This window comes from Paraburkholderia sp. J12 (assembly GCF_905220215.1).
Taxonomy (GTDB): Bacteria; Pseudomonadota; Gammaproteobacteria; order Burkholderiales; family Burkholderiaceae; genus Paraburkholderia.
On the sequence record NZ_CAJMZC010000024.1, the window covers coordinates 1 to 24,213 of the forward strand.

The window sequence follows — 24,213 nt, forward strand, 5'->3', positions numbered from 1 at the left end:
GCATGAAGAGGAAAAGAAGCGCATCGCGAAGCTCGCCTGGTGGGACGAGGTGCAGGCCGGGGTGGCGGGTTTCCCGGGGCCGGATGTCTACCACATCAACCCGGTCGGATTGGTGGGGAATTTCCTTAAGTTGGGAAGCAGTCTTGATGAATTAATTCGAAGAATTGGAGATATTATTTCCGGGGGTGAAGGTGGTTACGAATCGTACAATACTGGTACGAAGGATGTCCCCGGTGGCAGGGTGGGTTATTCACCCAGGCATCCGCTCCCGGGGACGGTCACCGACAAGACAATCAATGAGATAATTGCGACTGAATCGCTTTCCGGAACTGACCACAATCGACTCTTCGCAACCGGAAAATATCAGACCGTTATTACGACTTTGCGTAAAGCAAAGGCAGCAATGAATCTTTCCGGCGATGAGAAGTACGACGCAGAGATGCAGGAACGGGTTTTTAGAGAATTTCTGATAGACAAGGCTGGCGGGGGGGCACTTGCGGCATTTGTGAAGAACGGCGTTGGCACTGTAGACGACGCGCAAAACGCCGCCGCTAAAGAATGGGCATCAATTGCAGCGCCCAAGGGCTGCCCAATACAAGACGGCAGAATATCGGATGGGACGCTGTCGCATTATGAATCATCTGCTAATCACGCATTCATGCCTTCAACGAACAGCCTCCGGGATATATTGCGTTCGATAGATAAGGGTGGGACTTGAATCGCGCGTATCCACCGAAAAATATTGGGGCGCTGTTGGAAATAGCCAATTGCGTACCAATAAAATTTTGATAATTACCACAGGGCGCATTTAGAACATGAAATACGTAAAATTTAGCATTATTTTTGCAATTTTTGCGGCATCTGCCGTCAGCGCAGAAGAACGGCATTATTCGCAGCAATTTGTACAGTGCAGCAAGGCGGCATCTACTGCTGATGTTCAAGCCGACTGTATCACCGCTGAAATTTCAGTTCAAAAGAAGCGATTAAATGTTGCTTACGGAAATCTTGTAAAGAAACTCGCGCCTGAAGATAAGACATATTTGGACAAAGTGCAGCATGAATGGATTACTTGGCGGGACGATAACTATAGCTTTCTTGCGGAACATGTATCGGGTGCGTTTGGTACAACAAGGGCAACAAGCCTCGATTTTATGCTGCGATCGGTATTTGATAGGGCGGCCGAGCTTGAAATGATTTCTGACGAAATGGGTGCTAGTTAAGTTTCATGGAAATCTAATTGCGCACGGTTGATTTGGCAACTTATCAATTACCAATGATATGCGTCGCCCATCGCTCCATCATTGGGCGGCGCTGTTCCAACAGATCGGTTCTGTGATAGCTAGCCTCAACCTTATTCGCAATGGTATGAGCGAGCGCCCGCTCGGCAAGGTCGCGGGCGTAGCCGTGTTCGCTGGCCCAATCGCGAAACGAGCTTCTGAAGCCGTGCAGCGTCGCGACGCGCCCCGGCGTATCGCTCTTTGCCTTTACTCGGCGCAGGAGCGCCGTCAACGTCATATCCGATAGCACCTTGCCGCGCGGCGACGGGAACACCAGAGTTTCATGCTGCTTCGCTTCTTTGAGCCGCTTGACGAGCGCGAGCGCCGACGACGAGAGCGGAACGCGATGCGGCTCTCCTGCCTTCATTCTTGAGCCGGGAATCGTCCAAACGGCGGCGTCAAGGTCAAACTCGCCCCATGTCGCGCCGCGCACTTCGCCGCTGCGCGACGCTGTGAGGATCGCGAAAAGCAGGGCCGCGCGGGTGTTGTCTGCGGGTTCGATTTCGCGAAACTGCGCCTTCGAAAATTCGGGTATGTCGCGCCAGGGTATCGCCGGCTGGTGTTCCTTCTTCGCGTTCTGCTTCGGCAAAAGATGATCGACCACGCTTGCCGGGTTCGCGCTGATGTGGGTGTGCGCCCAGGCCCATTGCAGGACGGAAAACATACGTTGGCGCACGCGGCTGGCGGTCTCGGCTTTCTCCAGCCAGATAGGCCGCAGGACTTCGGCGCAGTCGGCGGGCGTGATCGCGTCTAGCGGCTTGCCGCCGAGCTTGGGAAACACATAAGCCTCAAGCGACCGAATCGAGTCGTCGGCGTGCTTCGCATTCCGCCAGCCGGATCTGAGTTCTTCGTGGACCTTGCTCGCGGCTTTCTCGAACGTGAGCGCGGCGGCGGCCACGCTGGCGGCTTGCTGTTCGCGGTCGCGTTCTTCGATGGGGTCTTTGCCGGCGTCGATGACCTTGTGCATGGCGAGCGCCTTGTCGCGGGCGGCGGCAATCGTGACTTCGGGATAGACGCCGAGGCCGGCGTCGCGGCGCTTGCCCGTTATCGGGCTGGTAAAGCGCAGCGTCCACTTGCTGCCCGTTTTGCCGGGGGTGAGCATCAACCTCGTTATCTTGCCGTCGAAAACCGGCTTGTCGCCATACTGGAGTGCCTTTGCTTGCTTGTCTGTAAGTGCCATTGTCAGCCCATCACAAAACGGTGGATGGGGCCGCACTAGTTTAGACTGGAACGCACCACAAAGCGACGCAATGCCTTTATGGTAGGGGGTTTGGTGGACTGCGATGGACTACAACGGAATCGAATTTGGCAGACGCCGGCTCCACCAGATTTTCCGCCTCACAAGCAAAAACTCGCGACAACCCTTTCGGGTCTCGCGAGTTTTTTCTTTCTGCGTCATGCAGGCGAGGTAGAGCCAGCCTCAGCAGGCCGGCCACACCGCCCCCATTCCAGCCTCAGTTATCCTGCGGGCACTGCAGATTGCAGCCGTTCGGATCGCCGAGGTCGCCCTTCTTGCGCGCCTGCGAAGGCGCACCGTGCTGGTACTTGTTCGACGGCGCCGAGGCCGCGAACTGCAGCTGGGGGTGCTCCTGGAGACGGAATTCGTCGGTCAGGATGCCGCCCGGCACGCCCGGCGAATTCTGCGCGAAGGCAATCGAGACGGTGGCAAAGAGGGCTCCCGCGGTCGCGGCAGCAGCACAAACATTAAGCAAGAATTTCATGGTCGATCGGCGCACTCGCGCGCATCTGAAACAAAAAAAGCCAATACCTGCCCGAAAGTATCACAGAAAGCACCGCCCGCTGCAGCGAGCGCTGATTGCATCGCGTTACAGCGCCGGCGCGAGCCCGGCCCAGCCGTCGTCGAGCGCTACGACCATGCCGCAGTCCGCGGGGTCGTAGCCTTCGAGGTGTGCGACGTCCTCGCGAAAAGGCGCCCCGCGCAGCAGCGCCAGTACGGCACTGAGCGGCTCCCGCTCCAGTTGCGCGCGATCGCACGCGAAATAGTAGTCTTCGTCGGCGACCGGGATGAAATCGAGCCCGAAGTGATGCGCCGCCGGCTCGACGCCGAAACCCACGTCGGCCATGCCGCTTGCGACGAAGGCCGCGATCGCCGAGTGCGTCAGCTCCGAGGATGCGTAACCGTTCACCCGTCCCGGATCGACACCGATACGCGTGAGCAGCAGATCGATCAGCATGCGCGTGCCCGAGCCCGGCTGACGGTTCACGAAGCGAATGTCGCCGCGCGCGAGATCGGCGAGCCCCGCAATGTGCTTCGGGTTGCCGCGGCCGACGAAAAGCCCTTGCTTGCGCCGCGTGAGGTGGATGAAGACATGGCGCTGCGGATCGAGCCAGTTGCGATACGCGTCGGCACAGGCCGTGCGAAAGTCGCCGCGCGGCAGATGGAAGCCCGCCAGATCGCATTCGCCGCGCGCGAGCGCCGTAATGGCATCGACGCTGTCGCGGTACTTGATCTCCATCGGCACCTGCTGCGCAACGAGCGCCGTCACCAATGAGGCCACCGCATAGCCGTGCGATGCATGAATGCGCAGATCCGGCGCATGCGGCACGAGCCAGCGGTTGAGGTCGCTCGCCACTTCGCTCGCGAGCGCCTGCAGGTTGCCTTGCAGGCGCTCGCCGCACAACCGCTGCGAGCGCAGCACCGCCTCCCCGAGCTCCGAAAGCACCGAGCCGCGGCCCCGCGCCTTCGCGATCAATGCGCCGCCCAGACGCTCTTCGACTTCGCGCAGCAGACCCCAGGCATGCCGGTAGGACAAACCCTTACGCTGCGCGGCCTGCGCGATGCTGCCTTCTTCCGCGACCAGAGCGAGTAGCGGCACAACGTCCGTCAGGCTTGCCTCCCGGCCTTCCGCATCGCGCACCACGAGCTGCGCCTGACACTCCACCTTGATCATTATGAAATCGCCTTTCCTATTGCGAAAGCCAATACACCGGCCTATTGTTCGTTCACACAACGAGACAACGGCAGCATAGATGCACACTTTATGAAATACAAGTGCATATTTGCGCCGTAAGGCACCCCACCATGAACAAGACCTTGCTCCCCGCGCCCGACGACCTCGTGCACCGGCATGCGCAACCCGGCCGCACGCTGCTCGCGGTCCTGCACGCGATCCAGGACGAAACCGGCTTCGTGCCCCCCGACACCGTCATCCCGCTGGCCAAGGCGCTGAATCTCTCGCGCGCCGAAGTCCACGGCGTCATCAGCTACTACCACCACTTCCGTACCTCGCCGCCCGCTGCCGTAACCGTGCAGCTCTGCCGCGCCGAGGCCTGCCGCAGCATGGGCAGCGAAGCGCTTGCCGGCCATATCGAGGCGCATACGGGCTGCCGCTTCGCGCCAACGCAAACGCACACCCATGGCCATGGCGGCGAAACCGGCCACGAGCACGCTGCGGAGCTCGCGCTGGAATCGGTGTATTGCCTCGGCCAGTGCGCGCTCTCCCCTGCGATGACGATCAACGGCACTCTGCACGCGAAAGTGACGCCGCAGAAGTTCGACGCGCTCCTCGATGCGGCCGTGAGCACTGCCGGCAACGCGAAGGAGGCCGCATGACCCGCGTCTACGTCCCCCGCGACTCCTCGGCACTCGCGCTCGGCGCGGATGCGATTGCCCTCGCCATCGAACACGAAGCCGTGGCACGCGGCCTCGATATCGAACTCGTGCGCAACGGTTCGCGCGGCCTGCTCTATCTCGAGCCGCTGATCGAAGTGGACACGGCCGATGGCCGCGTCGGCTATGCGAACGTCGAAGCCGAAGACATCGGCGCGCTGTTCGAGGCGGGCTTCCTTCAAGGCGCGCAGCACGCGCGCAGCGTCGGACTCGTCGAGCAGATTCCGTATCTGCGCCGCCAGCAGCGCCTCACGTTCGCCCGCATCGGCATTACCGATCCGCTCTCGACCGACGATTACCTCGCGCACGGCGGCCTCGCCGGACTGCGCAACGCGCTCGCCATGACGGGCGCCGCCGCCTGCGAGGCGCTCGTGGAGTCCGGGCTGCGCGGACGCGGCGGCGCGGCATTTCCGGCCGGCATCAAATGGCGCACCGTCGCCGGCGCGCAGGCCGATCAGAAGTACATCGTCTGCAATGCCGACGAAGGCGATTCGGGCACGTTCTCCGATCGGCTCGTCATGGAAAGCGATCCGTTCATGCTGATCGAAGGCATGACGATCGCCGGCATCGCCGTGGGCGCGACGGTCGGACATATCTACGTGCGCAGCGAATATCCGCATGCGATCGTCGCGCTCGAAGAAGCGATCCGCCGCGCACGCGCGGCAGGCTGGCTCGGCGACGACGTGCTCGGCAGCGGCCGGCGCTTCGATCTGTTCGTCGCCAAAGGCGCGGGCGCCTATGTGTGCGGCGAGGAAACGGCGCTGCTCGAATCGCTCGAAGGCAAGCGCGGCATCGTGCGCGCCAAGCCGCCGCTGCCCGCGCTCGCCGGCCTCTACGGCAAGCCCACGGTCATCAACAACGTGATCACGCTCGCCACGGTGCCGGTGATCTTCGCGAAGGGCGCGGCGTTCTACAAGGACTTCGGCATGGGCCGCTCGCGCGGCACGCTGCCGTTCCAGCTCGCGGGCAACATCGCGCGCGGCGGCCTCGTCGAACTGGCGTTCGGCGTGACGCTGCGCGAGCTGATGTACGACTACGGCGGCGGCACCGCGAGCGGCCGACCGGCGCGCGCCGTGCAGGTGGGCGGTCCGCTCGGCACCTATCTGCCCGAGAGCCAGTGGGACATTCCCATGGACTACGAAGCGTATGCGGCCGTCGGTGCGGTAGTGGGCCACGGCGGCCTCGTCGTGCACGACGACACATCCGATCTCGCCGCACTCGCCCAGTACGCCATGGAGTTCTGCACGCTCGAATCGTGCGGCAAGTGCACGCCGTGCCGTATCGGCTCGACGCGCGGCGTGGAGGTGATCGCGAAGATCCGCCAGGGCGACACCTCGGAAAAGCAGGTCACGCTGCTGCGCGATCTGTGCGACACGATGGTGTCCGGGTCGCTCTGCGCGATGGGCGGCATGACGCCCTACCCGGTGCTCTCCGCGCTCAATCATTTCCCTGAAGATTTCGGTCTCGAACCTGTCGCCGCGGGCCGCCCCGCCGCCACCGCCTGAACGAGGAACCAGCATGTCCGATGCGCTCATGTCCAACGCCGGTGGCTGCGGCTCCGGCAACTGCAGTTGCAAGTCCCAGGCGATGAAGCCACGCTCGCCCTTCGACGACACCGACTACGGCACGCCGCTGCGTCACGCCGACGTCGATGTCACGCTCGAAATCGACGGCGAATCCGTGACCGTGCCCGCCGGCACCTCCGTCATGCGCGCCGCGATCGAAGCCGGCGTGCACGTGCCGAAGCTCTGCGCCACCGACTCGCTCGAGCCGTTCGGCTCGTGCCGGCTGTGTCTCGTCGAAATCGAAGGCCGGCGCGGCTATCCGGCTTCGTGCACGACGCCCGTCGAAGCCGGCATGAAGGTGCGCACGCAAACCGACCGTCTGCAGAGTCTGCGCCGCAACGTGATGGAGCTCTACATCTCCGATCACCCGCTCGACTGTCTCACCTGCCCCGCCAACGGCGACTGCGAACTGCAGGACATGGCCGGCGTGACCGGCCTGCGTGAGGTGCGCTACGGTTTCGAGGGCGCCAACCACCTCGGCAACAAGAAGGACGAGTCGAACCCGTACTTCACCTACGACCCTTCGAAGTGCATCGTCTGCAATCGCTGCGTACGCGCCTGCGAAGAGACGCAAGGCACGTTCGCGCTGACGATCGCAGGACGCGGTTTCGAATCGCGCGTGGCGGCCGGCATGAACGAGCCGTTCATGGAATCGGAGTGCGTCTCGTGCGGCGCCTGCGTGGCCGCGTGCCCGACCGCGACGCTGCAGGAAAAGAGCGTGGTGATGCTGGGTCAGGCGGAGCATTCGATCGTCACCACCTGCGCCTATTGCGGCGTGGGCTGCTCGTTCAAGGCCGAAATGAAGGGCAGCCAGGTCGTGCGCATGGTGCCGCACCGCAACGGCCAGGCCAACGAGGGCCATGCCTGCGTGAAGGGCCGCTTCGCCTGGGGCTACGCCACGCACAAGGACCGCATCAAGAAGCCGATGATCCGCGCGAAGATCACCGATCCGTGGCGCGAAGTCAGCTGGGACGAAGCGATCCGCTACGCCGCGAGCGAATTCCGCCGAATCCAGGACAAGTATGGACGCGACTCGATCGGCGGCATCACCTCGTCGCGCTGCACGAACGAAGAAACCTATCTCGTGCAGAAACTCGTGCGCGCGGCGTTCGGCAACAACAACGTCGATACCTGCGCGCGCGTGTGCCACTCGCCCACGGGCTACGGGCTGAAGACCACGCTCGGCGAATCGGCGGGCACGCAGACCTTCGCGTCGGTCGATCATGCCGACGTCATCATGGTGATCGGCGCCAATCCCACCGACGGCCATCCGGTGTTCGGCTCGCGCCTGAAGCGCCGCGTGCGCCAGGGCGCGAAGCTGATCGTGGTCGATCCGCGCCGCATCGATATCGTCGATACGCCGCACGTGCAGGCCAGGCATCACCTGCAACTGCGCCCCGGCACGAACGTCGCCGTCATCAATGCGCTCGCGCACGTGATCGTCACCGAAGGGCTCGTCAACGAAGCGTTCGTGGCCGAGCGCTGCGAAACGCGCGCCTTCGAGCAATGGCGCGATTTCGTCGCACTGCCGGAGAACTCGCCCGAGGCGAGCGAAGCGCTCACGGGCGTGCCCGCACAGTGGGTGCGCGAAGCCGCGCGGCTGTACGCCACCGGCGGCAACGCCGCGATCTACTATGGTCTCGGCGTCACCGAGCACGCGCAGGGCTCGACGATGGTGATGGGCATCGCCAACCTCGCGATGGCGACCGGCAACGTCGGCCGCGAAGGCGTCGGCGTGAATCCGCTGCGCGGCCAGAACAACGTGCAGGGCTCGTGCGACATGGGCTCGTTCCCGCACGAGCTGCCTGGCTATCGCCATGTGAGCGACGCCACGACGCGCAGCCTCTTCGAGGACGCCTGGAACGTCGCGCTGCAATCCGAACCGGGCCTGCGCATCCCGAACATGTTCGAAGCGGCGCTGGACGGCAGCTTCATGGGTCTCTATTGCCAGGGCGAAGACATCGTCCAGTCCGATCCGAACACCCAGCACGTCGCGGCTGCGCTTTCGGCGATGGAATGCATCGTCGTGCAGGACATCTTCCTGAACGAAACGGCGAAGTACGCGCACGTGCTGCTGCCGGGTTCGTCGTTCCTCGAAAAGGACGGCACGTTCACCAACGCCGAGCGACGCATCTCGCGCGTGCGCAAGGTGATGCCGCCGGTTGCGGGCTACGCGGACTGGGAAGTCACGATCCTGCTTGCCCGCGCGCTCGGCTACGAGATGGGCTACACGCATCCGTCGCAGATCATGGACGAGATCGCACGCCTCACGCCCACCTTCCACGGGGTCTCCTACGCGCGTCTGGATGAGCTCGGCAGCATTCAGTGGCCGTGCAACGAGGCCGCGCCGGAAGGCACGCCGATCATGCACGTGGACGGCTTCGTGCGCGGCAAGGGCAAGTTCGTGATCACGAAGTTCATCGCCACGCCCGAGAAGGTCACGCGGCGCTACCCGCTGCTGCTCACGACGGGGCGCATCCTCTCGCAGTACAACGTGGGTGCGCAGACGCGCCGCACCGAGAACTCGCGCTGGCACGAGGAAGACCGCCTCGAGATCCATCCCGTCGATGCCGAAGACCGCGGTATCCGCGACGGCGACTGGGTGGGCATCGAGTCGCGCGCCGGGCAGACGGTGCTACGCGCGAAGGTCAGCACGCGCATGCAGCCGGGCGTCGTGTACACGACTTTCCACTTCCCCGAGTCGGGGGCGAACGTGATCACGACGGAGTCGTCCGACTGGGCGACCAACTGCCCCGAGTACAAGGTGACGGCGGTGCAGGTGAGCCACGTGCAGCAGCCTTCGGAGTGGCAGCAGGAGTACTCGCGCTTTAACACCGAGCAACTCGACCTGCTCGAAAAACGCGCCGAGGCGAGCGTGACAAGCGGGGGGAAATGACGCCATGAAAGCCGACCATCTGATCGAAATGGCCAACCAGATCGGCATGTTCTTCGACTCGCTGCCCGACCGCGAAGAGGCGCTCACGGGCATCGCCGATCACATCCGCCGCTTCTGGGAGCCGCGCATGCGACGCGTGCTGCTTGCGGAACTCGATAGCGGCGCGGTGCAGGCCGGCTTTTCGGAGATCGTGTACGCCGCGCTGACGAAGCATCGCGAGTCGCTCACGCCGGCCGCAGCAGCCTGAGCGCGCAACGAGTGGGACACACCGCCGGACTACCTTAGACGGTGTTCCCCTGCGCCATGCCGTTCGGTGCGAACCACGCCTCGCAATGCCGCAGCAGCGCGTTCAGATCGGACGACGGACGGCCGCGCGCGCAGATATAACCGTCCGGCCGCACGAGATAAAACGCAGGCCGCGTGCGCCCATACGATTCGGCCAACGGCGGCGCGCCCTCTCCCGCAGGGGTCGTATCGCCATTCGAGGCATCGGCGAGCCGCCAGACACGCAGCGCCTGCGGCAAAAGCCGCTCGATCGCATCGACAAGGCACTTGAGTGCGGCTTCGCCGTTCTCGCCCGCGTGCTTGCCGTCTTCGTCGACCAGCAAAAGCAACGAGAAACTCGCCGGATCGAGCAGATCGAAAATCCGTCCCTTGCCGGGCGCCTGGCCCAGTGGTCCGTCGATCACGCGCACCAGCGCATCCGGCGCGCGCTCGCCCGCACGCGGGCCCGCGTCCAGCACGCGTTCGAGCGTGAGCGGGCTGCGCCGGTACTGGATCGACAGTTCGCTGACCGCCTGGCGCGCGGCGTCGCGCAAGGGCCCGAGCGCGACCAGCGCCGGCATCACCCGTTCGCGCAAAAGCTTCATCGGACCATGATCGGCTTCGGCCAACTGGGTCATGAAGCTCGTCTGCTGCAACACGAGCCGCTCGATCGGATGGCGCTCCGCGTGGTAGGTGTCGAGCAGGCGTTCAGGCGCACCGCCCGTGAGCACGCGCGCGAGTTTCCAGCCCAGATTGAACGCTTCCTGAATGCCGGTGTTCATGCCCTGTGCGCCTGCGGGGCTGTGCACGTGCGCGGCGTCGCCTGCGAAGAAGATGCGCTCCATGCGCAGTTGCCGCACCATCCGGCTGTTCACGCTGAAATACGAAGACCAGGTCATCTGCGCGAGCGAGACCGGATGATGCACGCGCTGACCGACGATCGTGCGGCATTCCTCGAGCGTCGGCACCGGCACCGCCCCTTCCGGTGCGGCGGGCAACATGGCCTTGTGGTCGGCGATCAGGCGCCAGCGGCCCGCGCCGAATGGAAACAGCGCGGCCAGACCGTCGCCGGATGCGAACACATGGAACTCGTCTTCGGGCCAGGGCGTGGAGGCCGCCACGTCGGCCAGCAGAAACGATTGCGCGAGCGTCTCGCCGTCGAACTTCATCTCGAGCTTGTGACGCACGGTGCTGTGCGCGCCGTCGGCCGCGATCAGATACACGCTGCGAATGGACTCGATACGGCCACTCGCGCCTCGCACCTCGGCGTTCACGCCCGCCGAGCCCTGAGTGACTTCCAGCAATTCGCAACCGCGTTCGATTTCAACGCCGAGCGTCGCGAGATGCTCCGCGAGGATCCGTTCGGTTACGGTCTGATCGAGAAAGAGCAGATAGGGATAACGCGTGAAAAGCGGATCGAAATCGAGCCGCGCGCGGCGCTGCCCGTTCGAGTAGAGATTCGCGACGTGGGCGCGATGGCCGAGCGCGAGAAACGGCTCGACGATGCGATGCTGCTCGAAGAGTTCGAGCGTGCGCGCCTGGATGCCGATAGCGCGCGTGTGGCGCCCGGGCTCGTGCGCGCGATCGATCAGGCGCACCGGAATGCGCGCGCGGGCCAGCGAAAGCGCCGCGGCGAGCCCGGTCGGTCCTGCGCCGACGATGAGCACGGGCGGCGAGGAAGATGCCACGGTCATGCAGACCTCCATGCGGCCGACATGAGCCGTAGTGTACGCCCGCCATCGGTCCAGCCTCGCCGCATCGCATCACGGGACGCGACCCGCGCGGGGTTCGCGAGCCTTAGTGCGTATGCGGCACGCTATCGAGTGCGCAGCGATGCTGCGACGTCCCCATGTCGACCTGCAGCGTCACGTGCTTCATCTCGTAGCGCGTGCGCAGCACGTCCACCATGCCATCGAGCACAGCGTCGCCCGGATGGCCGGCGGGCATCACGAGATGCGCGCTCAATGCGTTGCCTGTGGTCGAGAGCGCCCAGATGTGCAGGTCGTGCACGTCGGTCACGCCCTCCTGTGCGGCGAGATACACGCGGATGCGCTCCACGTCCACGCCCGCGGGCACGGCCGCGAGCGCGAGCCGCACCGACTCGGTGAGCAGGCCCCACGTGCCATAGACGATCACCAGCACCACGGCGATGCTCATGACCGGGTCGATCCAGTTCCAGCCCATGAAGTAGATCACGAGGCCGCTCACGGCGACTGCGGCGGAAACGCCGGCGTCGGCGGCCATGTGCATGAAGGCGCCGCGCACGTTGAGATCGTCCTTGCTGCCGCGCATGAAAAGCCACGCCGAGAATCCGTTGACGACCATGCCGATCACGGCCACGACGAACACGTCGAGGCCCGCCACCGGAGCCGGCGCGACGAGCCGGCGAATCGCTTCGGCGATGATCACGCCGCACGCGACGAGCAGCAGCGCGGCGTTGGCGAGCGACGCCAAAATCGACGAACTGCCGAAGCCGAACGTGAAGCGCGCCGACGGCCGACGCTTCGTGAGCCAGATCGCGCCCCAGGCGAGCAGCAGGCCGAGGACGTCCGAGAGGTTGTGACCAGCGTCGGCGAGCAGCGCGGTCGAATGGGCGACGACGCCATACACCGCCTGTACGAAGACGATCGTGACATTCAGCGCGACGGCCAGCGCGAACGCGCGCCCCTGCCCCGCGACAGGCGCGTGATGATGGTGGTGGCCATGGCCACCACCGTGGCTGTGACCGGCGTGTGCCTGCGGACCGTGCTCGTGCTCGTGCTCGTGCTCGTGAGCATGATCGTGCAAGGGTTTGCTCTCGTCGTCGAGCCACACCGGGGCGTGCTCGTCTTCGCGCTCTTCGGCGACGCTTCGCGGTTTGCGCGGATCGTTCATCACACGTGCTCCTGCAGTTCGCCGGCGGGTTCGCTCACGTGTTCCAGCATGCCCGCGAGCATCGTGCTGATATGCATGTCGGCCGCGGCGTAGAACACCTGCTTGCCCTCGCGTTCCGCACGCACGATGCGCGCAGCGCGCAAGAGCCGCAGATGGTGACTCACAAGCGACGGCGACAGCCCGAGCGATTCGGCGATCGCGCCCACGGAAAGCCTGTCGTGCACGCAGGCGAGCACGATGCGCAGGCGCGTAGGATCGCCAAGCAAACGAAAAAGGTCGGCGAGCGGGGCGGCGCGCTCGTCATCGAGAAGCGGTGTCATGATTTCGAAACAAACATATGAATATGTGTTCATATGTTATAAGCTTACAGAAATCTTGTCAAGTCCTGAGGGAGGCCATCGGAGTATGGGAAAATGCCGCCTTTGCTTCTCTCAAGTCTTGCCCCTTCGGTCATGGAACAGGTTTTTGTCCGCGCATACGCCGCACATCGCGACGGCCGGCTGGACGACGCCGAGCGCGGTTACCGCGCGACGCTCGCCGCCGACCCGGTGCACGTGGATGCGCTGCATCTGCTCGGCGTGCTGCGGCACCAGCAAGGGCAGCATGCGGAGGCGGCCGACCTCGTGCGCCGCGCGGTGGACCTGCGCCCCGACGACGCGGCGCTCCAGCTGAACCTGGGCAACGCGCTCAAGGCGCTCGGCCAGCTCGAGGCCGCCGTCGAACGCTTTCGCAACGCTCTCACGCTCTCCCCCGCGTTCGCGCTCGCGCACTACAACCTCGGCAACGCCTACGCAGTGCTCGGCCGCCACGAAGACGCCATGTTCTCGTTCGGCCATGCGGTGCGCCTGCAGCCGGGCGACGCCTCCTCGCACAACAATCTGGGCAACGCGTACCACGCGCTCGGCCGCTACACCGAAGCCGTCGATTCGTTTCGCCGGGCCCTGAAGATCCGCCCGGGACACGCCGGCGCGCACAACAATCTGGGCATGTCGCTGAACGCGCTCGGCGATACGGAAGGCGCGCTCGCGCAATTTCGTGCGGCGCTCGATGTGCAGCCGCGCTTCGTCGCCGCGCACTTCAACTACGCGAATACGCTCGATGCCACCGGGCGCCACGCGCAAGCCGTCGCGGCGTTCGAAGCCGCACTCGCGTTGCAGCCGCGCTTTACACCGGCGCTCTTCGGCCTCGGCAACGCGCTCGTCGCACTCGGCCGGCACGAAGCGGCGGTCAGTCCGCTCGAACATGTGATCGGCCTCGATCCGAAGTTCTCGCTCGCCTGGCTCGCGCTCGGCACCGCGCACCATGCGCTCGGCCGTCACGAAGCGGCCGTGCGTGCATTCGACGAAGCGCTGCGCGTGCGCCCGGATCTCGCCGCCGCTCACCTGAATCGTGCGCTCGCCTGGCTCACGACCGGCGACTTCCGCCGCGGCCTGCCCGAATACGAGTGGCGTCTCGATCCCGCCGCACGCGAGCCGGAGCCGGTCAGACACGAGGCAGCGGCCGGGTCGCAATCAGTCTCGCAAGCCACCTCGCAGGCAGACAGGCTGCCGCGCTGGCGCGGCGAGCCGCTCGAAGGCCGCACGCTGCTGATCCAGGCGGAGCAGGGTTTCGGCGATACGCTGCAGTTCGTCCGCTTCGTGCCGCTCGTCGCACGAATGGGCGGGCGCGTCATGCTGGAAGTGCAGCCTTCGTTGTTGCCGCTCATCGCGCCGCTCGCGCAGAGCGCCCGCGTCACGCTGATTGCCCAGGGCACGCCGCACCCCGCGGCCGATCTGCACTGCCCGCTGCTCTCGCTGCCGCTTGCGCTCGGCACGACCTTCGACAGCCTGCCCGCGCGCACGCCCTACCTCGCGGCCCCCGCTGCCTACCGGCGCAAGTGGCGCGGCTCGCTCGGCGGCCAGGCGAAGCGCAAGATCGGCATTGCGTGGTCGGGGCGCATCCAGAAGCAGGAAAACCGTTCGCTGCCGCTTGCCGCGCTCGATCCGCTGTTCGCGATTGAAGGCATCGACTGGATCGTGCTGCAACCGCAGTTGACCGACGCCGAGCATGCGGCGCTGGACGCGCATCCGCGCGCGCGCTCGATCCATCGCCCAGGCAACAAGATCGCTGATTTCGCCGACACGGCTGCCGTCATCGAACGGCTCGACGCCGTGGTGTCCATCGACACCTCGATCGCGCACCTCGCGGGCGCGCTGCACGCGAAGCTCTGGCTGATGCTGCCGTTCGCCGCGGACTGGCGCTGGTTCACCGGCACCGACACGAGCCCCTGGTATCCGCGTGCGCGGCTCGTGCGCCAGCCCCGGCCCGGCGCGTGGGACGACGTCATCGAGACGGTTGCACGGGAATTGCGCGACGCCTGACGCGGCCCGACACACCAAAATCGCAAGGCACAAAAAACAAACAGCCTCGCAGTCGAACACTGCGAGGCTGTTTGTTTTTGCGGTCGCCGGCGCGTCAGACCGGCCCGTCAGGCTACGCGCCGCGGATCACGCCGTCTTGTACTGGTTGCGCGCTTCGGCCGTGCGATAGAGCACAAGCGTCGCGATCAGACCGCACAGGCCCGCGACGCCCATCCACGCACCAGGCGCGGCCTTGTTGCCGCTCACGTGAATCAGGTAGGTCGAGATGGCCGGCGTGAAGCCGCCGATCGTCGTGGCAAGGCTGTACGCGAGCGAGAAGCCGGCGGTGCGCACGTCGGCGGGCATCACTTCGGTGAGGGCCACGACCATCGCGCCGTTGTAGCAGCCGTAGAGGAACGAGAGCCACAGCTCGACCGTCAGCAGCCGGCCGAACGACGGATCGGCGACCAACCACTGCACCGCCGGATAGGCAGTGAGGATCGTGAGCACGGTGAAGGCGAGCAGCACCGGACGGCGGCCGATACGATCCGACACGGCGCCGGCCACCGGCAGCCAGAACAAATTCGAGAGGCCGATACAGACCGTGACGACGAGGGTGTCGACTTCGTCGAGCTTGAGCACTTCCTTGCCGAAGGTCGGCGTGTAGGCCGTGATCATGTAGAACGACACGGTCGTCATGATGACCATGCCCATGCCGCCCAGCACGATGCCCCAGTTCTGGATCATCGAGTTCATGATCTCGCCAATCGAAGGACGGTGCTTCTTCTTCGCGAACTCTTCGGTTTCCTGCAGCGAGCGGCGGATCAGGAACAGGAACGGCACGATGCAGCAGCCGATGATGAACGGCACGCGCCAGCCCCACGAGGTCATTTCCTCGACGGGCAGGATGCGGTGCAGCGAAACGCCGAGCAGCGCGGCGAACACCACCGCCACCTGCTGGCTGCCCGACTGCCACGACACGTAGAAGCCCTTGTTGCCCTTGGTCGCGATCTCCGAGAGATAGACCGAGACGCCGCCCAGTTCCACGCCCGCGGAAAAACCTTGCAACAGCCGCCCGCACAGCACGAGCACGGGCGCGAGGAAACCGATGGTCGCATACCCCGGCACGGCGGCGACGGCGAGCGTGCCGAGCGCCATGAGGCCGAGCGTGAGGATGAGGCCCTTGCGGCGGCCGTGGTGGTCGATGTACGCGCCGAGGATGATGGCGCCGAGCGGCCGCACGAGGAAGCCCGCGCCGAACACTGAAAGCGCCAGCATCAGCGAAGCGAACGGGTTATTGCTGGGAAAGTAGGTCTTGGCGATCGCCGAGGCGTAGTAGCCGTAGACCATGAAGTCATACATTTCCAGGAAATTGCCGCTCGTGACGCGGAACACGGTCCGGACTTTGGATTCGCTGGAAGTAGCGTGAGACGCGGTTGACATGACGTCCTCTGTGGAGACGTCCGCCGCGCCGTGACCGGCTGGGCAGACAGTGAAACAGGAAACCCGCCGGGGGCGATGAGCGCCGCCGGGCATGCCCGGGCGGGCGGTCATTATGCTGCCCATGTGTGTCACCATATATCGGGGTATTACCTGAGGGCGCCCTGTCAATTGTGGCGAATCCCACCCCGGGCCTGCCGGCCGACACTCGGCTGACACACAATCGACACTCAACCGAAAGCGAATCCACCGCAGGCACCGCATCGGTGCACTTATCGTGCAAAATGAAGTGCATGCGCCACCCCGCGCGCCACGCCTGAGTCCTGCGCTTTCATGTTCCCGGTCATCGCATGTCCACCCTTCCCCGTCTGACGCTGCGTCCGGCCACTGCGGCCGATGCCCCGCTGATCGCCGCCATGCACACGGCCAGCTGGCAAGCCACGTATCGCGGCTTGCTGCCTGCTGCGTTTCTCGAACGCGAAGTCGGCGACGAGCGTGCGGCCTGGTGGCGCGCCCGGATGGAAGCCCCAGGCGGCGACCGGCGCCTCGTGCTGATCGCCGATCTCGACGAAGCGACGCCGGTGGGTTTCGTCTGCGTGGAGCACCAGCCGGATTCGCCGTGGGGCGTGCTGCTCGACAACCTGCACGCCCTGCCGGCTCACCAGGGTGTCGGTGTCGGCAAGCGGCTGATGCAAGCCGCGCAGGACTGGGCGCGCTCGCGCGGCGAAACCCAGCTCTATTTGTATGTCCTCGAAGGCAACGCACCCGCGATCGCGTTTTACGAACGCCAAGGCTGGACATTCTCCGGTGCGGAACCGGACCAGATGGGCGGCGTCGATATCACGGCGCTGCGCTACGTATTCCGTCTCGACAGGGCGTAAGCGCACCGCGTCTGCCGCATCCAAAGCGCCGCCTCCAGCCGACCCGGGCGATCTCCGCCATCAAAACCCACACCCCCGGCTTTAGGACAAATCCAATAGCCCCCCAGGACACCGTCCGTCACCATTGTGGGATAGAGAAAACCTTTGTGTAGCGCACGGCCTGGGTCCGAACCCGTGCCGGGCGGTAGCCGCGAGAGATCAATGTCGACTATTTCGTTCGTTCAGGTGGAGGGATCCCTTGCGCTGCCGCGCATGCGGCCGCTCGACCGCATTCCCGCGCCGTTCGGTCGCGAATGGGCGCTGCTGCCGCCGCACTTCAGCCTGCGCGCCGAGCTCAAGGCGCTCTATGCCGCCATCCTGCGCACTGTCTGCCTGAACGCCAAGACGTTTGCCAGCGCCTGCCGCTGGGACCCGCATCGCAGCACGCTTGCCGAGCCGGCTGCGGCGCCTGTCGACGTGGCCGGGGACGTCGGCCCTCCTGCCGCCGCCGCACAGGCTCCTGACGGCACGTTCACGGCAGCGGCACGCCCCCAGACGAACACGTCGCCGGCCACCGCGCCCAAACATTCGGAAAGCCCACCTCCGTTCACCTCGAACAAGTTCGCAGGGAGCGCCGTCGCGATTGGCGGTGCGGCACTGCTCACCTGGATAGTGGCAAGCCACTTACCCAACGAAGGGAAGCAGGCAACGCCTGCGTCAATAGCACGCGCGAACCTCGCAGCCGACAGAACGGCAACGCAGGGGACGCCCGCCGAACACACCGAACACGGTCTTGCAACGATCACAGAGAATGAGGTTCGCCCAGGCGACCGGCTCGTGCAAGCGCCGCCAGTTCCGGCACAGGAACACGCAGCGCCGGCCGCCCCGAATCGTCCGGATTACTCTGAAACGAAAGAGAGTAAAACCGTGCAGGTCGTGGCATTGCCGCCCTCGCCCGCTGCCGCCGCTCCCGAAAACCGTACCGGCAGTTCGAGCACGACCGCGAGAAAACCAGCGTCGCACAGCCAGACGAGCCGCGAGGCACGCATGATCGCACCCGGGCATTCGGCGCACACCGTCGCAGCACATGGCGGCGAGTCGCGCAACGTCACGAACCGCGTCACAGGAACCTACGCGCAAGCGGGCCATTACTCGCCACGCGCGCCGAGCGTCAATCCGGACGACGACTACGCGTCGATCACCACCTACGCAAACACGTATTCCGCGCCGCGAGCTGCGGGCCGCCCCGCTATTCCCGTAGACAGCACCGATTGGGTCAACCACGTCTCGCAACGACGCGTCACGGAAATCCCCGACCGCTTCGAAAAATGACGCGTCGTGTGACGCGAGCAAATCGCAAAAAGACAGCAAAAAGACGGCAAAAAGCTTGCGAACTTTGAACGCCGGGCTTTTTACCCGGCGCTCCCCTCCCCCGGCTTACTGATGTGCGCCTGCGCGAGGCAACCCCGCCTCCGTCTCCCGCTGCATCGATTGAACCTGACGCTGAAGGTCCTGCAATTGCGCTTGCGCGCGTGCCTTCGCAGCGCGCAGGGCCACCGCTTCCGCCTGCATCTGGCGCTGGCGCTCGTCGACCTGCGCCTGCTGCGTGCGCGCCACGTCGAGATCCGCCTGCAGGCGGCGCGCGCGGTCTTCGGAAAGCGCAATGATGCGATCGATATAGGCCTTCTGTGCTTCGAGCCGGGTGCGGCGAATCTCCACGTCGGCGAGCTGTTCGGTCCGGCGCGCGAAATCCGCATAGACCGCTTCCGAGCGCCCCTCATCCTGCGAGCGGATCACCCGCCAGAAGTGCTTGCCCTGGAACAGCGCCGCATACCAGGTCATGTCCGGCGGGTAGAAGAAGAGACTGGCGCCGTAGCTGCCGTTGTAGGTCGTGCGCAGTTCGACGAGTTGCGCGTCGTGGATCAATTGCATCAGCATGGCGACGTTGCCCTGGGCATCGTCGGCGCCCGCCTGCTCGTCCGTTGCGGGCGGCGCAGCCGGTGTGGCGCCCGGCTGCGCAGGCGTAAGACTGCCCAGCGAGGGCCGGTTGCCCACCACCGGCGCCACCGCGCCGCCGTCGTCCTGCGCCCATCCAGCAGCGCCGGGCAGCAACATCAGACAAGCCGCGGCGCGGGGCCACGCACGCCGCAGTACCGTTGAGTACTTCATACAAACTATTCCGTTGAAGATTCCGGGTAGCGGCTCATTATCCCCTTCCAACAATCTCAGAAAACGGGATTAATTCGGGACACCGGAAATCGGATCGACGGAAGACTAAAAGCGGGACACTAAAAACGCGTCTCGCGCGCCGAGCGCAGGAAAGCATCGAGCAGCGGCGTGCAATCGAGCAGTTCCGGGCCGCCTGCGCGATGGAATTCCGGGTGCCATTGCACGCCCAGCACGAACGGCGCACGGCGGTAGCGGACCGCTTCGATCAGGCCGTCGCCCGCCGAGACCGCTTCGATCGTCAGGTCGCGACCCAGGTTCTTCACCGCCTGGTGATGGATGGAGTTGACGATCGCCTCGCGCCGGCCCGGAAACATGCTGGCAAGCGACGAGCCTTCGGGGAACGTGATCGCGTGGCGGTGCTGGTCGTAGCGCTCGCTCACGTGCACGCCTGCAGTCGGTACGTCGGAGGCGATATCCTGATAGAGCGTACCGCCGAACGCCACGTTGATCAGCTGGCACCCCCGGCACACACCCAGCACCGGCTTGCCCGATTCGACGAACTCGTGCAGCAGCTCGAGCTCGTACATGTCGCGCACACGATCGCCCGGCCATTCGGGACGCGCGGAGACTTCCGCATAGGTCTGCGGCGAGACATCGGCGCCGCCTTGCAGCAGCAGGCCGTCGAGGTGTCTGGCGTAGTCGCGCAGACGGATGTTGCTCGGGTGCAGCATGCCTTGGTGGCCGACGGTCGGGATCATGAACACGATCACGTCGCGCGACATGACCCAGTGCGCAATCGACTCTTCGAGGTATTGCAGCGTCTTGCCGCGCAACCCCATCGCGCCCGGTTCCGGATGGAAAATGCGCGCCGATACGCCGATGCGCAGCGTGCGCTGCGTGATCCTCTGCCCCGCGCGGTCGAACAACTGGCGGGCACGCGCGGCGATGATGCGTCCCAGCACCGACCACGCCGAATCGCTCGCGTGCAGATAACGCGGCGGATTCGGCGGCAAGGCGTTCGGCGGCGGCGGATTCTGGGCGCCGAAATCCGGCGCCTGCCCGAAGCCCGCAGGCGCCGCGCCCGGCCGCGCCGCGGCGGCGCTTTGGCTCGCGTGCCCCGCGGGCGGTTCGCCAACGGCCTCCGGCTGCTCTGCCGCGCGCGACACGGTCTCGGGCGTCACCGTCGAGGCGCTTTCGGGCGCATCGGTCGCTGCACGCTGCGCCGCTTCCCCTTCCGCCACGGCGGCTGCCGCACCTTCAGGGGGGAAAGCGGAGGCGGGAGAGTGAGACGTCGCGCCGGAGGGGCCGGCCGAAATGTGGGAGGGAGTGGCGCCGGGCGATCCGGCATCGGAGGGACGGTCGGCGCCGTCGGAAGCCTTGGGGCGATCGGTATTGTTTTCGCTCATGACGTGGGGTCGGGCACGCGGTGCGTGCGAACGATGAACATGGGCCGATTATCCTTCGGCCGGGGAGGCGCCGCCAAGTCCCCTGCACAATTCGTCACCTAATGTCACAACTGCGGGTCCGGCGGAATGTGACGCGCGCGTGTTATCCCACCATCCGGCATCACGCGTATCACGCGTCGGGCCGCTCCTCGAAGGTCTCGCGCAGCGCAATCTGCATCGAAGCGTGGATCTTCACGCACCAGCGCCACAGCAGCATCGTGAGCGCGGCCGCGCCGACCAGCACGCCGATCAGATACCCGCGGGGCGGCAAGATCGTCCCCGAAAGCCCCGCCACCAGCAGGAACACCCCCACCATCGCCAGCACGGGCACGACTTCGGCAATCGCGTGACGCAGCGCACGCGTGAAGCGCCCCGCCTTTTCGGGCTGCACGCTCACCTCGGCGAGCAGGAGCGCGAGCGATTGGGTCTTGCGCCACACGGCCACGAGAAACGGCATCGCCAGCATGAGCGCCACGCTCCAGAGCACGACCCGCTGGATGCGCTCGTCCGGAATCCACGCCGCCAGCATCGGTCCGGCATAGCGCGCGCCATACGACACGCCGATGAATATCGCCGAAACCAGCGCGAGGTTCACCGCGATCTGCAACATGATGCGTCGCGTGAGCGTGAAGAACGTAGGCCCCGAGGAGCGCGGCATCAGGCAGCGCAGCCACTGGCCGTAGAGCCCGAAGACGTTCGAGACGGCAGGCGGCATCGCGCGCGCGAGCCGCTGCGAGAGCGGATCGGCGAAGCGGATCAGATAGGGAGTGGTGAGCGTGGTGATGGCGGAAACGGCCACCGCGATCGGGTAGAGGAAGCCGCTCGTCACCTTGAGCGTGAGACCGAGCGAGGCGATGATGAACGAGAACTCGCCGATCTGCGAAACGGTCATGCCCACGCGCATCGACGTGCGGCCGTCGCGGCCCGCGAGGAACGTGCCGAGGCCGCACGAAACGAGCTTGCCGAGGATCACGGCCACCGAGATCACCGCGATGGGCCACGCGTAGTCGACGAGCACGAGCGGGTTGAGCATGAGCCCGATCGTCACGAAGAAGATGGCCGAAAACGCGTCGCGCAGCGGCGCGACCAGATGCTCGATGCGGTGCAGATGCCGCGACTCGGCCATCACCGCGCCGATCAGAAACGCGCCGAGCGCGATCGAATAGTCGAGCTTGACGACCAGCAGACAGAATCCGAAACAAAAGCCGAGCACGGAAACGAGCAGCATCTCGTCGCTGCCCACGCGCGCCACGTAGCCGAGTACGCGCGGCACGATCAGGATGCCCGCCAGCAGCGAAACGAGCATGAAGAGCAGCAGCTTGCCGAGCGTGACGAATGCGATGCCGGGCGAGAGCTCGCCCGTTTGCGCGATGCCGCCGAGCAGCACGAGCATGGCGATGCCCAGAATGTCCTCGACGATCAGGATGCCGAACACGAGCTGCGCGAACGGCTCGCGCTTCACGCCAAGGTCGGAGAGCGCCTTGACGATGATCGTGGTGGACGAAATGGCGAGAATCGCGCCGAGAAAGAGCGCGTCCATCGCGCTCCAGCCGAATGCGCGGCCGATCTCGTAGCCGATCCACAGCATCAGCACGATTTCCGAGAGCGCCGCGACGATCGCCGTCACGCCCACCTGAAAGAGCTTCTTGAGACTGAACTCGAGCCCGAGCGAGAACATCAGGAACACGACGCCCAGCTCGCCCAGAGTCTGGATGGTCTGTTCGTCGTGGATGAGCTGGAAGGGCGGCGTGTAGGGGCCGATGATCACACCCGCCGCGATATAGCCGAGCACCACCGGCTGCTTCAGGCGATGAAACAGCACCGTGACGACCCCGGCGAGCGCCATCACGACTGCCAGATCCTGAATGAAGCCGATTCCCTGATGCATGCGAGAAAATCCTTACATATTGCTGTCTATCGGGGATATTACCTGATGTGAGCGCCGATCCCAATTACGCTACGGTGAAACGCCGGGCCTACAATGATGTGTCCCTTGCCGCGGCCGTTGGCTTGCCGCTCATGGCTGACCAGCCGCCGCGACCGCCCGTGTCCCCACCGCCCATCATCGCCATGACCACCGACTTCCCGCCCTTCGCCCCCCTCGCCCAGCTTGCCGCCGATCTGGCCTCCGGCCGCACGACGAGCCGCGCGCTCGTCGAAACCGCGCTCGAACGCATCGCCGATCCGGCCGGCCAGGGCGCCGTCGTGTTCACGCAGGTCGATGCGGCCCGCGCGCGCGCCGCCGCCGACGCCCACGACCGCCTGCGCGCCGCCGGCACCGTGCTCTCCCCGCTCGCGGGCGTGCCCGTGTCGGTCAAGGATCTGTTCGACGTCGAAGGCGAAGTCACGCGCGCGGGCTCCACGGCGCTCGCCGGCGCACCGCCCGCCCGGGCCGACGCCGTGGCGGTCGCGCGCCTGCGCCATGCGGGTGCGGTGCTGATCGGTCGAACCAATATGAGCGAGTTCGCGTTTTCGGGGCTCGGTCTGAATCCGCACTACGGCACGCCGCTCTCGCCGTACCGGCGCAACGTGGAGGGCGACGCCCGCGTGGCGGGCGGCTCGTCGTCGGGCGCGGCGGCTTCGGTGGCCGACGGCATGGCCGCCGTCGCGCTCGGCACCGACACCGGCGGCTCGATCCGCATCCCGGCCGCGTTCTGCGGCCTCACGGGCTTCAAGCCCACCGCCGCGCGCATTCCGAAGACGGGCGGCGTGCCGCTGTCGCCCACGCTCGACTCGTTCGGGCCGATCGGCAACAGCGTGGCCTGCTGCGCGCTCACGGACCGCCTCCTCGCCGGGCTCGCCCCGCACGTGCCGGCGGCGCGGCATCTGGAAGGCGTGCGCCTTGGCGTGCTCACCCACTACGTGACGGACGGCATGGAGGCCGAAGTGGCCGACACGATCGACGCCGCGCTCCGGCATCTCGACGCCGCGGGCGCGATCGTGAACGAAGTGCGATTCGGCGCGCTCGACCGCCTGGCGGAGATCAACCGCTACGGTTTCTCGCCGATCGAGGCATACGCCTGGCACCGGGAGCTGATCGCCCGCCATCGCGACGACTACGATCCGCGTGTGCTCGCGCGCATCCTGAAGGGCGAGCCGGCGCGCGCCTGCGATTATCTGGATCTGAACGCGGCGCGCGCGGCCATGCTCGAAGAGGCTCAGGCCACGCTGTGGTCGCGCTTCGACGCCGTGATCGCGCCGACCGTGCCGATCGCCCCGCCGCGCGTGGCGCCGCTCGCGGCCGACGACGCCGTGTTCGCGCAAACCAACGCGCTCGTGCTGCGCAACCCGAGCGCCTTCAACTTCCTCGATGCCTGCGCGCTGTCGCTGCCGTGCCATCGCCACGGCGCGGCGCCGGTGGGGCTGATGCTCGTGGGCGCGCCCTACGCCGACGACACGCTCCTCGCCATCGGCCGCGGCGTCGAGGCCGTGCTCGCGCCGCTGCGTTGAGCC

Annotated in this window: 19 protein-coding genes and 1 pseudogene; 10 read left to right on the top strand and 10 right to left on the bottom strand. The window is 65.7% G+C overall.

The genetic code is table 11. The features are described 5' to 3' along the window. Window positions 1-718, top strand: a pseudogene (locus tag U5760_RS29920) (muramidase); the annotation flags it as partial. Between the two features lie 97 nt (window positions 719-815). Continuing rightward, window positions 816-1,220: a lysozyme inhibitor LprI family protein gene (locus tag U5760_RS29925; RefSeq protein ID WP_322015928.1), complete on the top strand. Its 405-nt coding sequence runs from the start codon at window positions 816-818 to the stop codon at window positions 1,218-1,220. A gap of 43 nt (window positions 1,221-1,263) precedes the next feature. Here the strand turns inward: U5760_RS29925 and U5760_RS29930 are convergent, their stop codons facing one another. The 3 genes from U5760_RS29930 to U5760_RS29940 all read right to left on the bottom strand — a co-directional run bounded on the left by U5760_RS29930 (window position 1,264) and on the right by U5760_RS29940 (window position 4,189). Further along, window positions 1,264-2,457 (bottom strand): tyrosine-type recombinase/integrase, encoded by a 1,194-nt coding sequence (locus U5760_RS29930; protein WP_322015929.1) that lies wholly within the window; start codon window positions 2,455-2,457, stop codon window positions 1,264-1,266. Window positions 2,458-2,731: 274 nt separating this feature from the next. Next, window positions 2,732-2,998, bottom strand: coding sequence for a hypothetical protein (locus U5760_RS29935; protein ID WP_322015930.1), 267 nt, complete (start codon window positions 2,996-2,998; stop codon window positions 2,732-2,734). A 105-nt stretch (window positions 2,999-3,103) separates the two neighbouring features. After that, window positions 3,104-4,189: a substrate-binding domain-containing protein gene (locus U5760_RS29940; RefSeq protein ID WP_322015931.1), complete on the bottom strand. Its 1,086-nt coding sequence runs from the start codon at window positions 4,187-4,189 to the stop codon at window positions 3,104-3,106. Window positions 4,190-4,320: 131 nt separating this feature from the next. Between U5760_RS29940 and U5760_RS29945 the strand changes: the two genes are divergently transcribed. From U5760_RS29945 to U5760_RS29960, 4 genes are read left to right on the top strand one after another with little or no spacing between them, the layout of a single operon-like run. After that, window positions 4,321-4,851 (top strand): NAD(P)H-dependent oxidoreductase subunit E, encoded by a 531-nt coding sequence (locus U5760_RS29945; RefSeq protein WP_322015932.1) that lies wholly within the window; start codon window positions 4,321-4,323, stop codon window positions 4,849-4,851. Further along, window positions 4,848-6,413: a formate dehydrogenase beta subunit gene (locus U5760_RS29950; protein ID WP_322015933.1), complete on the top strand. Its 1,566-nt coding sequence runs from the start codon at window positions 4,848-4,850 to the stop codon at window positions 6,411-6,413. The genes U5760_RS29945 and U5760_RS29950 overlap by 4 nt, the downstream gene beginning before the upstream one ends. A 13-nt stretch (window positions 6,414-6,426) precedes the next feature. Continuing rightward, window positions 6,427-9,369 (top strand): formate dehydrogenase subunit alpha, encoded by a 2,943-nt coding sequence (fdhF, locus tag U5760_RS29955; RefSeq protein ID WP_322015934.1) that lies wholly within the window; start codon window positions 6,427-6,429, stop codon window positions 9,367-9,369. A gap of 4 nt (window positions 9,370-9,373) precedes the next feature. Further along, window positions 9,374-9,616 carry a formate dehydrogenase subunit delta gene (locus tag U5760_RS29960; protein WP_322015935.1) on the top strand — a complete coding sequence of 81 codons (243 nt, stop codon included), beginning with the start codon at window positions 9,374-9,376 and terminating at the stop codon, window positions 9,614-9,616. Window positions 9,617-9,650: 34 nt separating this feature from the next. Here the strand turns inward: U5760_RS29960 and U5760_RS29965 are convergent, their stop codons facing one another. The 3 genes from U5760_RS29965 to U5760_RS29975 form a co-directional block, all read right to left on the bottom strand. Beyond that, on the bottom strand, window positions 9,651-11,327 hold the full coding sequence (locus tag U5760_RS29965; protein WP_322015936.1) for an FAD-dependent monooxygenase: 1,677 nt from the start codon (window positions 11,325-11,327) through the stop codon (window positions 9,651-9,653). Between the two features lie 103 nt (window positions 11,328-11,430). Beyond that, entirely contained in the window at window positions 11,431-12,507 is a 1,077-nt protein-coding gene (locus U5760_RS29970) for a cation diffusion facilitator family transporter (protein WP_322015937.1), read from the bottom strand. After that, the gene (locus U5760_RS29975; protein WP_322015938.1) at window positions 12,507-12,827 is read right to left on the bottom strand and encodes a metalloregulator ArsR/SmtB family transcription factor; all 321 of its coding nucleotides are present in this window, start codon (window positions 12,825-12,827) and stop codon (window positions 12,507-12,509) included. The genes U5760_RS29970 and U5760_RS29975 overlap by 1 nt, the downstream gene beginning before the upstream one ends. A gap of 132 nt (window positions 12,828-12,959) precedes the next feature. Between U5760_RS29975 and U5760_RS29980 the strand changes: the two genes are divergently transcribed. After that, window positions 12,960-14,867: a tetratricopeptide repeat protein gene (locus U5760_RS29980; protein WP_322015972.1), complete on the top strand. Its 1,908-nt coding sequence runs from the start codon at window positions 12,960-12,962 to the stop codon at window positions 14,865-14,867. A 126-nt stretch (window positions 14,868-14,993) separates the two neighbouring features. On the opposite strand, the gene U5760_RS29985 is transcribed toward U5760_RS29980, so the two are convergent. Beyond that, window positions 14,994-16,289: an MFS transporter gene (locus tag U5760_RS29985; RefSeq protein ID WP_322015939.1), complete on the bottom strand. Its 1,296-nt coding sequence runs from the start codon at window positions 16,287-16,289 to the stop codon at window positions 14,994-14,996. Between the two features lie 347 nt (window positions 16,290-16,636). Between U5760_RS29985 and U5760_RS29990 the strand changes: the two genes are divergently transcribed. Both U5760_RS29990 and U5760_RS29995 read left to right on the top strand, forming a co-directional pair. Then, entirely contained in the window at window positions 16,637-17,167 is a 531-nt protein-coding gene (locus U5760_RS29990) for a GNAT family N-acetyltransferase (protein WP_322015940.1), read from the top strand. 201 nt (window positions 17,168-17,368) lie between these two features. After that, the gene (locus tag U5760_RS29995) at window positions 17,369-18,478 is read left to right on the top strand and encodes a hypothetical protein (RefSeq protein WP_322015941.1); all 1,110 of its coding nucleotides are present in this window, start codon (window positions 17,369-17,371) and stop codon (window positions 18,476-18,478) included. A 105-nt stretch (window positions 18,479-18,583) separates the two neighbouring features. Here U5760_RS29995 and U5760_RS30000 read toward each other — a convergent pair whose 3' ends face one another. From U5760_RS30000 to U5760_RS30010, 3 genes are all read right to left on the bottom strand, one after another. After that, window positions 18,584-19,315, bottom strand: a complete 732-nt coding sequence (locus U5760_RS30000; RefSeq protein ID WP_322015942.1) for a DUF2968 domain-containing protein — start codon at window positions 19,313-19,315, stop codon at window positions 18,584-18,586. Between the two features lie 119 nt (window positions 19,316-19,434). After that, on the bottom strand, window positions 19,435-20,721 hold the full coding sequence (locus U5760_RS30005; RefSeq protein ID WP_322015943.1) for a type 1 glutamine amidotransferase: 1,287 nt from the start codon (window positions 20,719-20,721) through the stop codon (window positions 19,435-19,437). A gap of 169 nt (window positions 20,722-20,890) precedes the next feature. Then, a complete protein-coding gene (locus U5760_RS30010; protein ID WP_322015944.1) occupies window positions 20,891-22,648 on the bottom strand; it encodes a cation:proton antiporter in 1,758 nt (585 codons plus the stop codon). Window positions 22,649-22,830: 182 nt separating this feature from the next. Here U5760_RS30010 and U5760_RS30015 point away from each other — a divergent pair, with 182 nt between their 5' ends. Beyond that, complete coding sequence (locus U5760_RS30015) at window positions 22,831-24,210, top strand: amidase (protein ID WP_322015973.1); 1,380 nt, start codon at window positions 22,831-22,833, stop codon at window positions 24,208-24,210. Window positions 24,211-24,213: the final 3 nt, after the last annotated feature.

Coding starts and splice junctions, on each gene's coding strand:
- U5760_RS29945 (WP_322015932.1), top strand. CDS start 4,321: ATGAACAAGACCTTGCTCCCCGCGCCCGACGACCTCGTGCACCGGCAT.
- U5760_RS29960 (WP_322015935.1), top strand. CDS start 9,374: ATGAAAGCCGACCATCTGATCGAAATGGCCAACCAGATCGGCATGTTC.
- U5760_RS29940 (WP_322015931.1), bottom strand. CDS start 4,189: ATGATCAAGGTGGAGTGTCAGGCGCAGCTCGTGGTGCGCGATGCGGAA.
- U5760_RS29975 (WP_322015938.1), bottom strand. CDS start 12,827: ATGACACCGCTTCTCGATGACGAGCGCGCCGCCCCGCTCGCCGACCTT.
- U5760_RS29970 (WP_322015937.1), bottom strand. CDS start 12,507: ATGAACGATCCGCGCAAACCGCGAAGCGTCGCCGAAGAGCGCGAAGAC.
- U5760_RS29950 (WP_322015933.1), top strand. CDS start 4,848: ATGACCCGCGTCTACGTCCCCCGCGACTCCTCGGCACTCGCGCTCGGC.
- U5760_RS29985 (WP_322015939.1), bottom strand. CDS start 16,289: ATGTCAACCGCGTCTCACGCTACTTCCAGCGAATCCAAAGTCCGGACC.
- U5760_RS30015 (WP_322015973.1), top strand. CDS start 22,831: ATGACCACCGACTTCCCGCCCTTCGCCCCCCTCGCCCAGCTTGCCGCC.
- U5760_RS29965 (WP_322015936.1), bottom strand. CDS start 11,327: ATGACCGTGGCATCTTCCTCGCCGCCCGTGCTCATCGTCGGCGCAGGA.
- U5760_RS30005 (WP_322015943.1), bottom strand. CDS start 20,721: ATGAGCGAAAACAATACCGATCGCCCCAAGGCTTCCGACGGCGCCGAC.
- U5760_RS29995 (WP_322015941.1), top strand. CDS start 17,369: ATGTCGACTATTTCGTTCGTTCAGGTGGAGGGATCCCTTGCGCTGCCG.
- U5760_RS29930 (WP_322015929.1), bottom strand. CDS start 2,457: ATGGCACTTACAGACAAGCAAGCAAAGGCACTCCAGTATGGCGACAAG.
- U5760_RS29990 (WP_322015940.1), top strand. CDS start 16,637: ATGTCCACCCTTCCCCGTCTGACGCTGCGTCCGGCCACTGCGGCCGAT.
- U5760_RS29925 (WP_322015928.1), top strand. CDS start 816: ATGAAATACGTAAAATTTAGCATTATTTTTGCAATTTTTGCGGCATCT.
- fdhF (WP_322015934.1), top strand. CDS start 6,427: ATGTCCGATGCGCTCATGTCCAACGCCGGTGGCTGCGGCTCCGGCAAC.
- U5760_RS30000 (WP_322015942.1), bottom strand. CDS start 19,315: ATGAAGTACTCAACGGTACTGCGGCGTGCGTGGCCCCGCGCCGCGGCT.
- U5760_RS29935 (WP_322015930.1), bottom strand. CDS start 2,998: ATGAAATTCTTGCTTAATGTTTGTGCTGCTGCCGCGACCGCGGGAGCC.
- U5760_RS29980 (WP_322015972.1), top strand. CDS start 12,960: ATGGAACAGGTTTTTGTCCGCGCATACGCCGCACATCGCGACGGCCGG.
- U5760_RS30010 (WP_322015944.1), bottom strand. CDS start 22,648: ATGCATCAGGGAATCGGCTTCATTCAGGATCTGGCAGTCGTGATGGCG.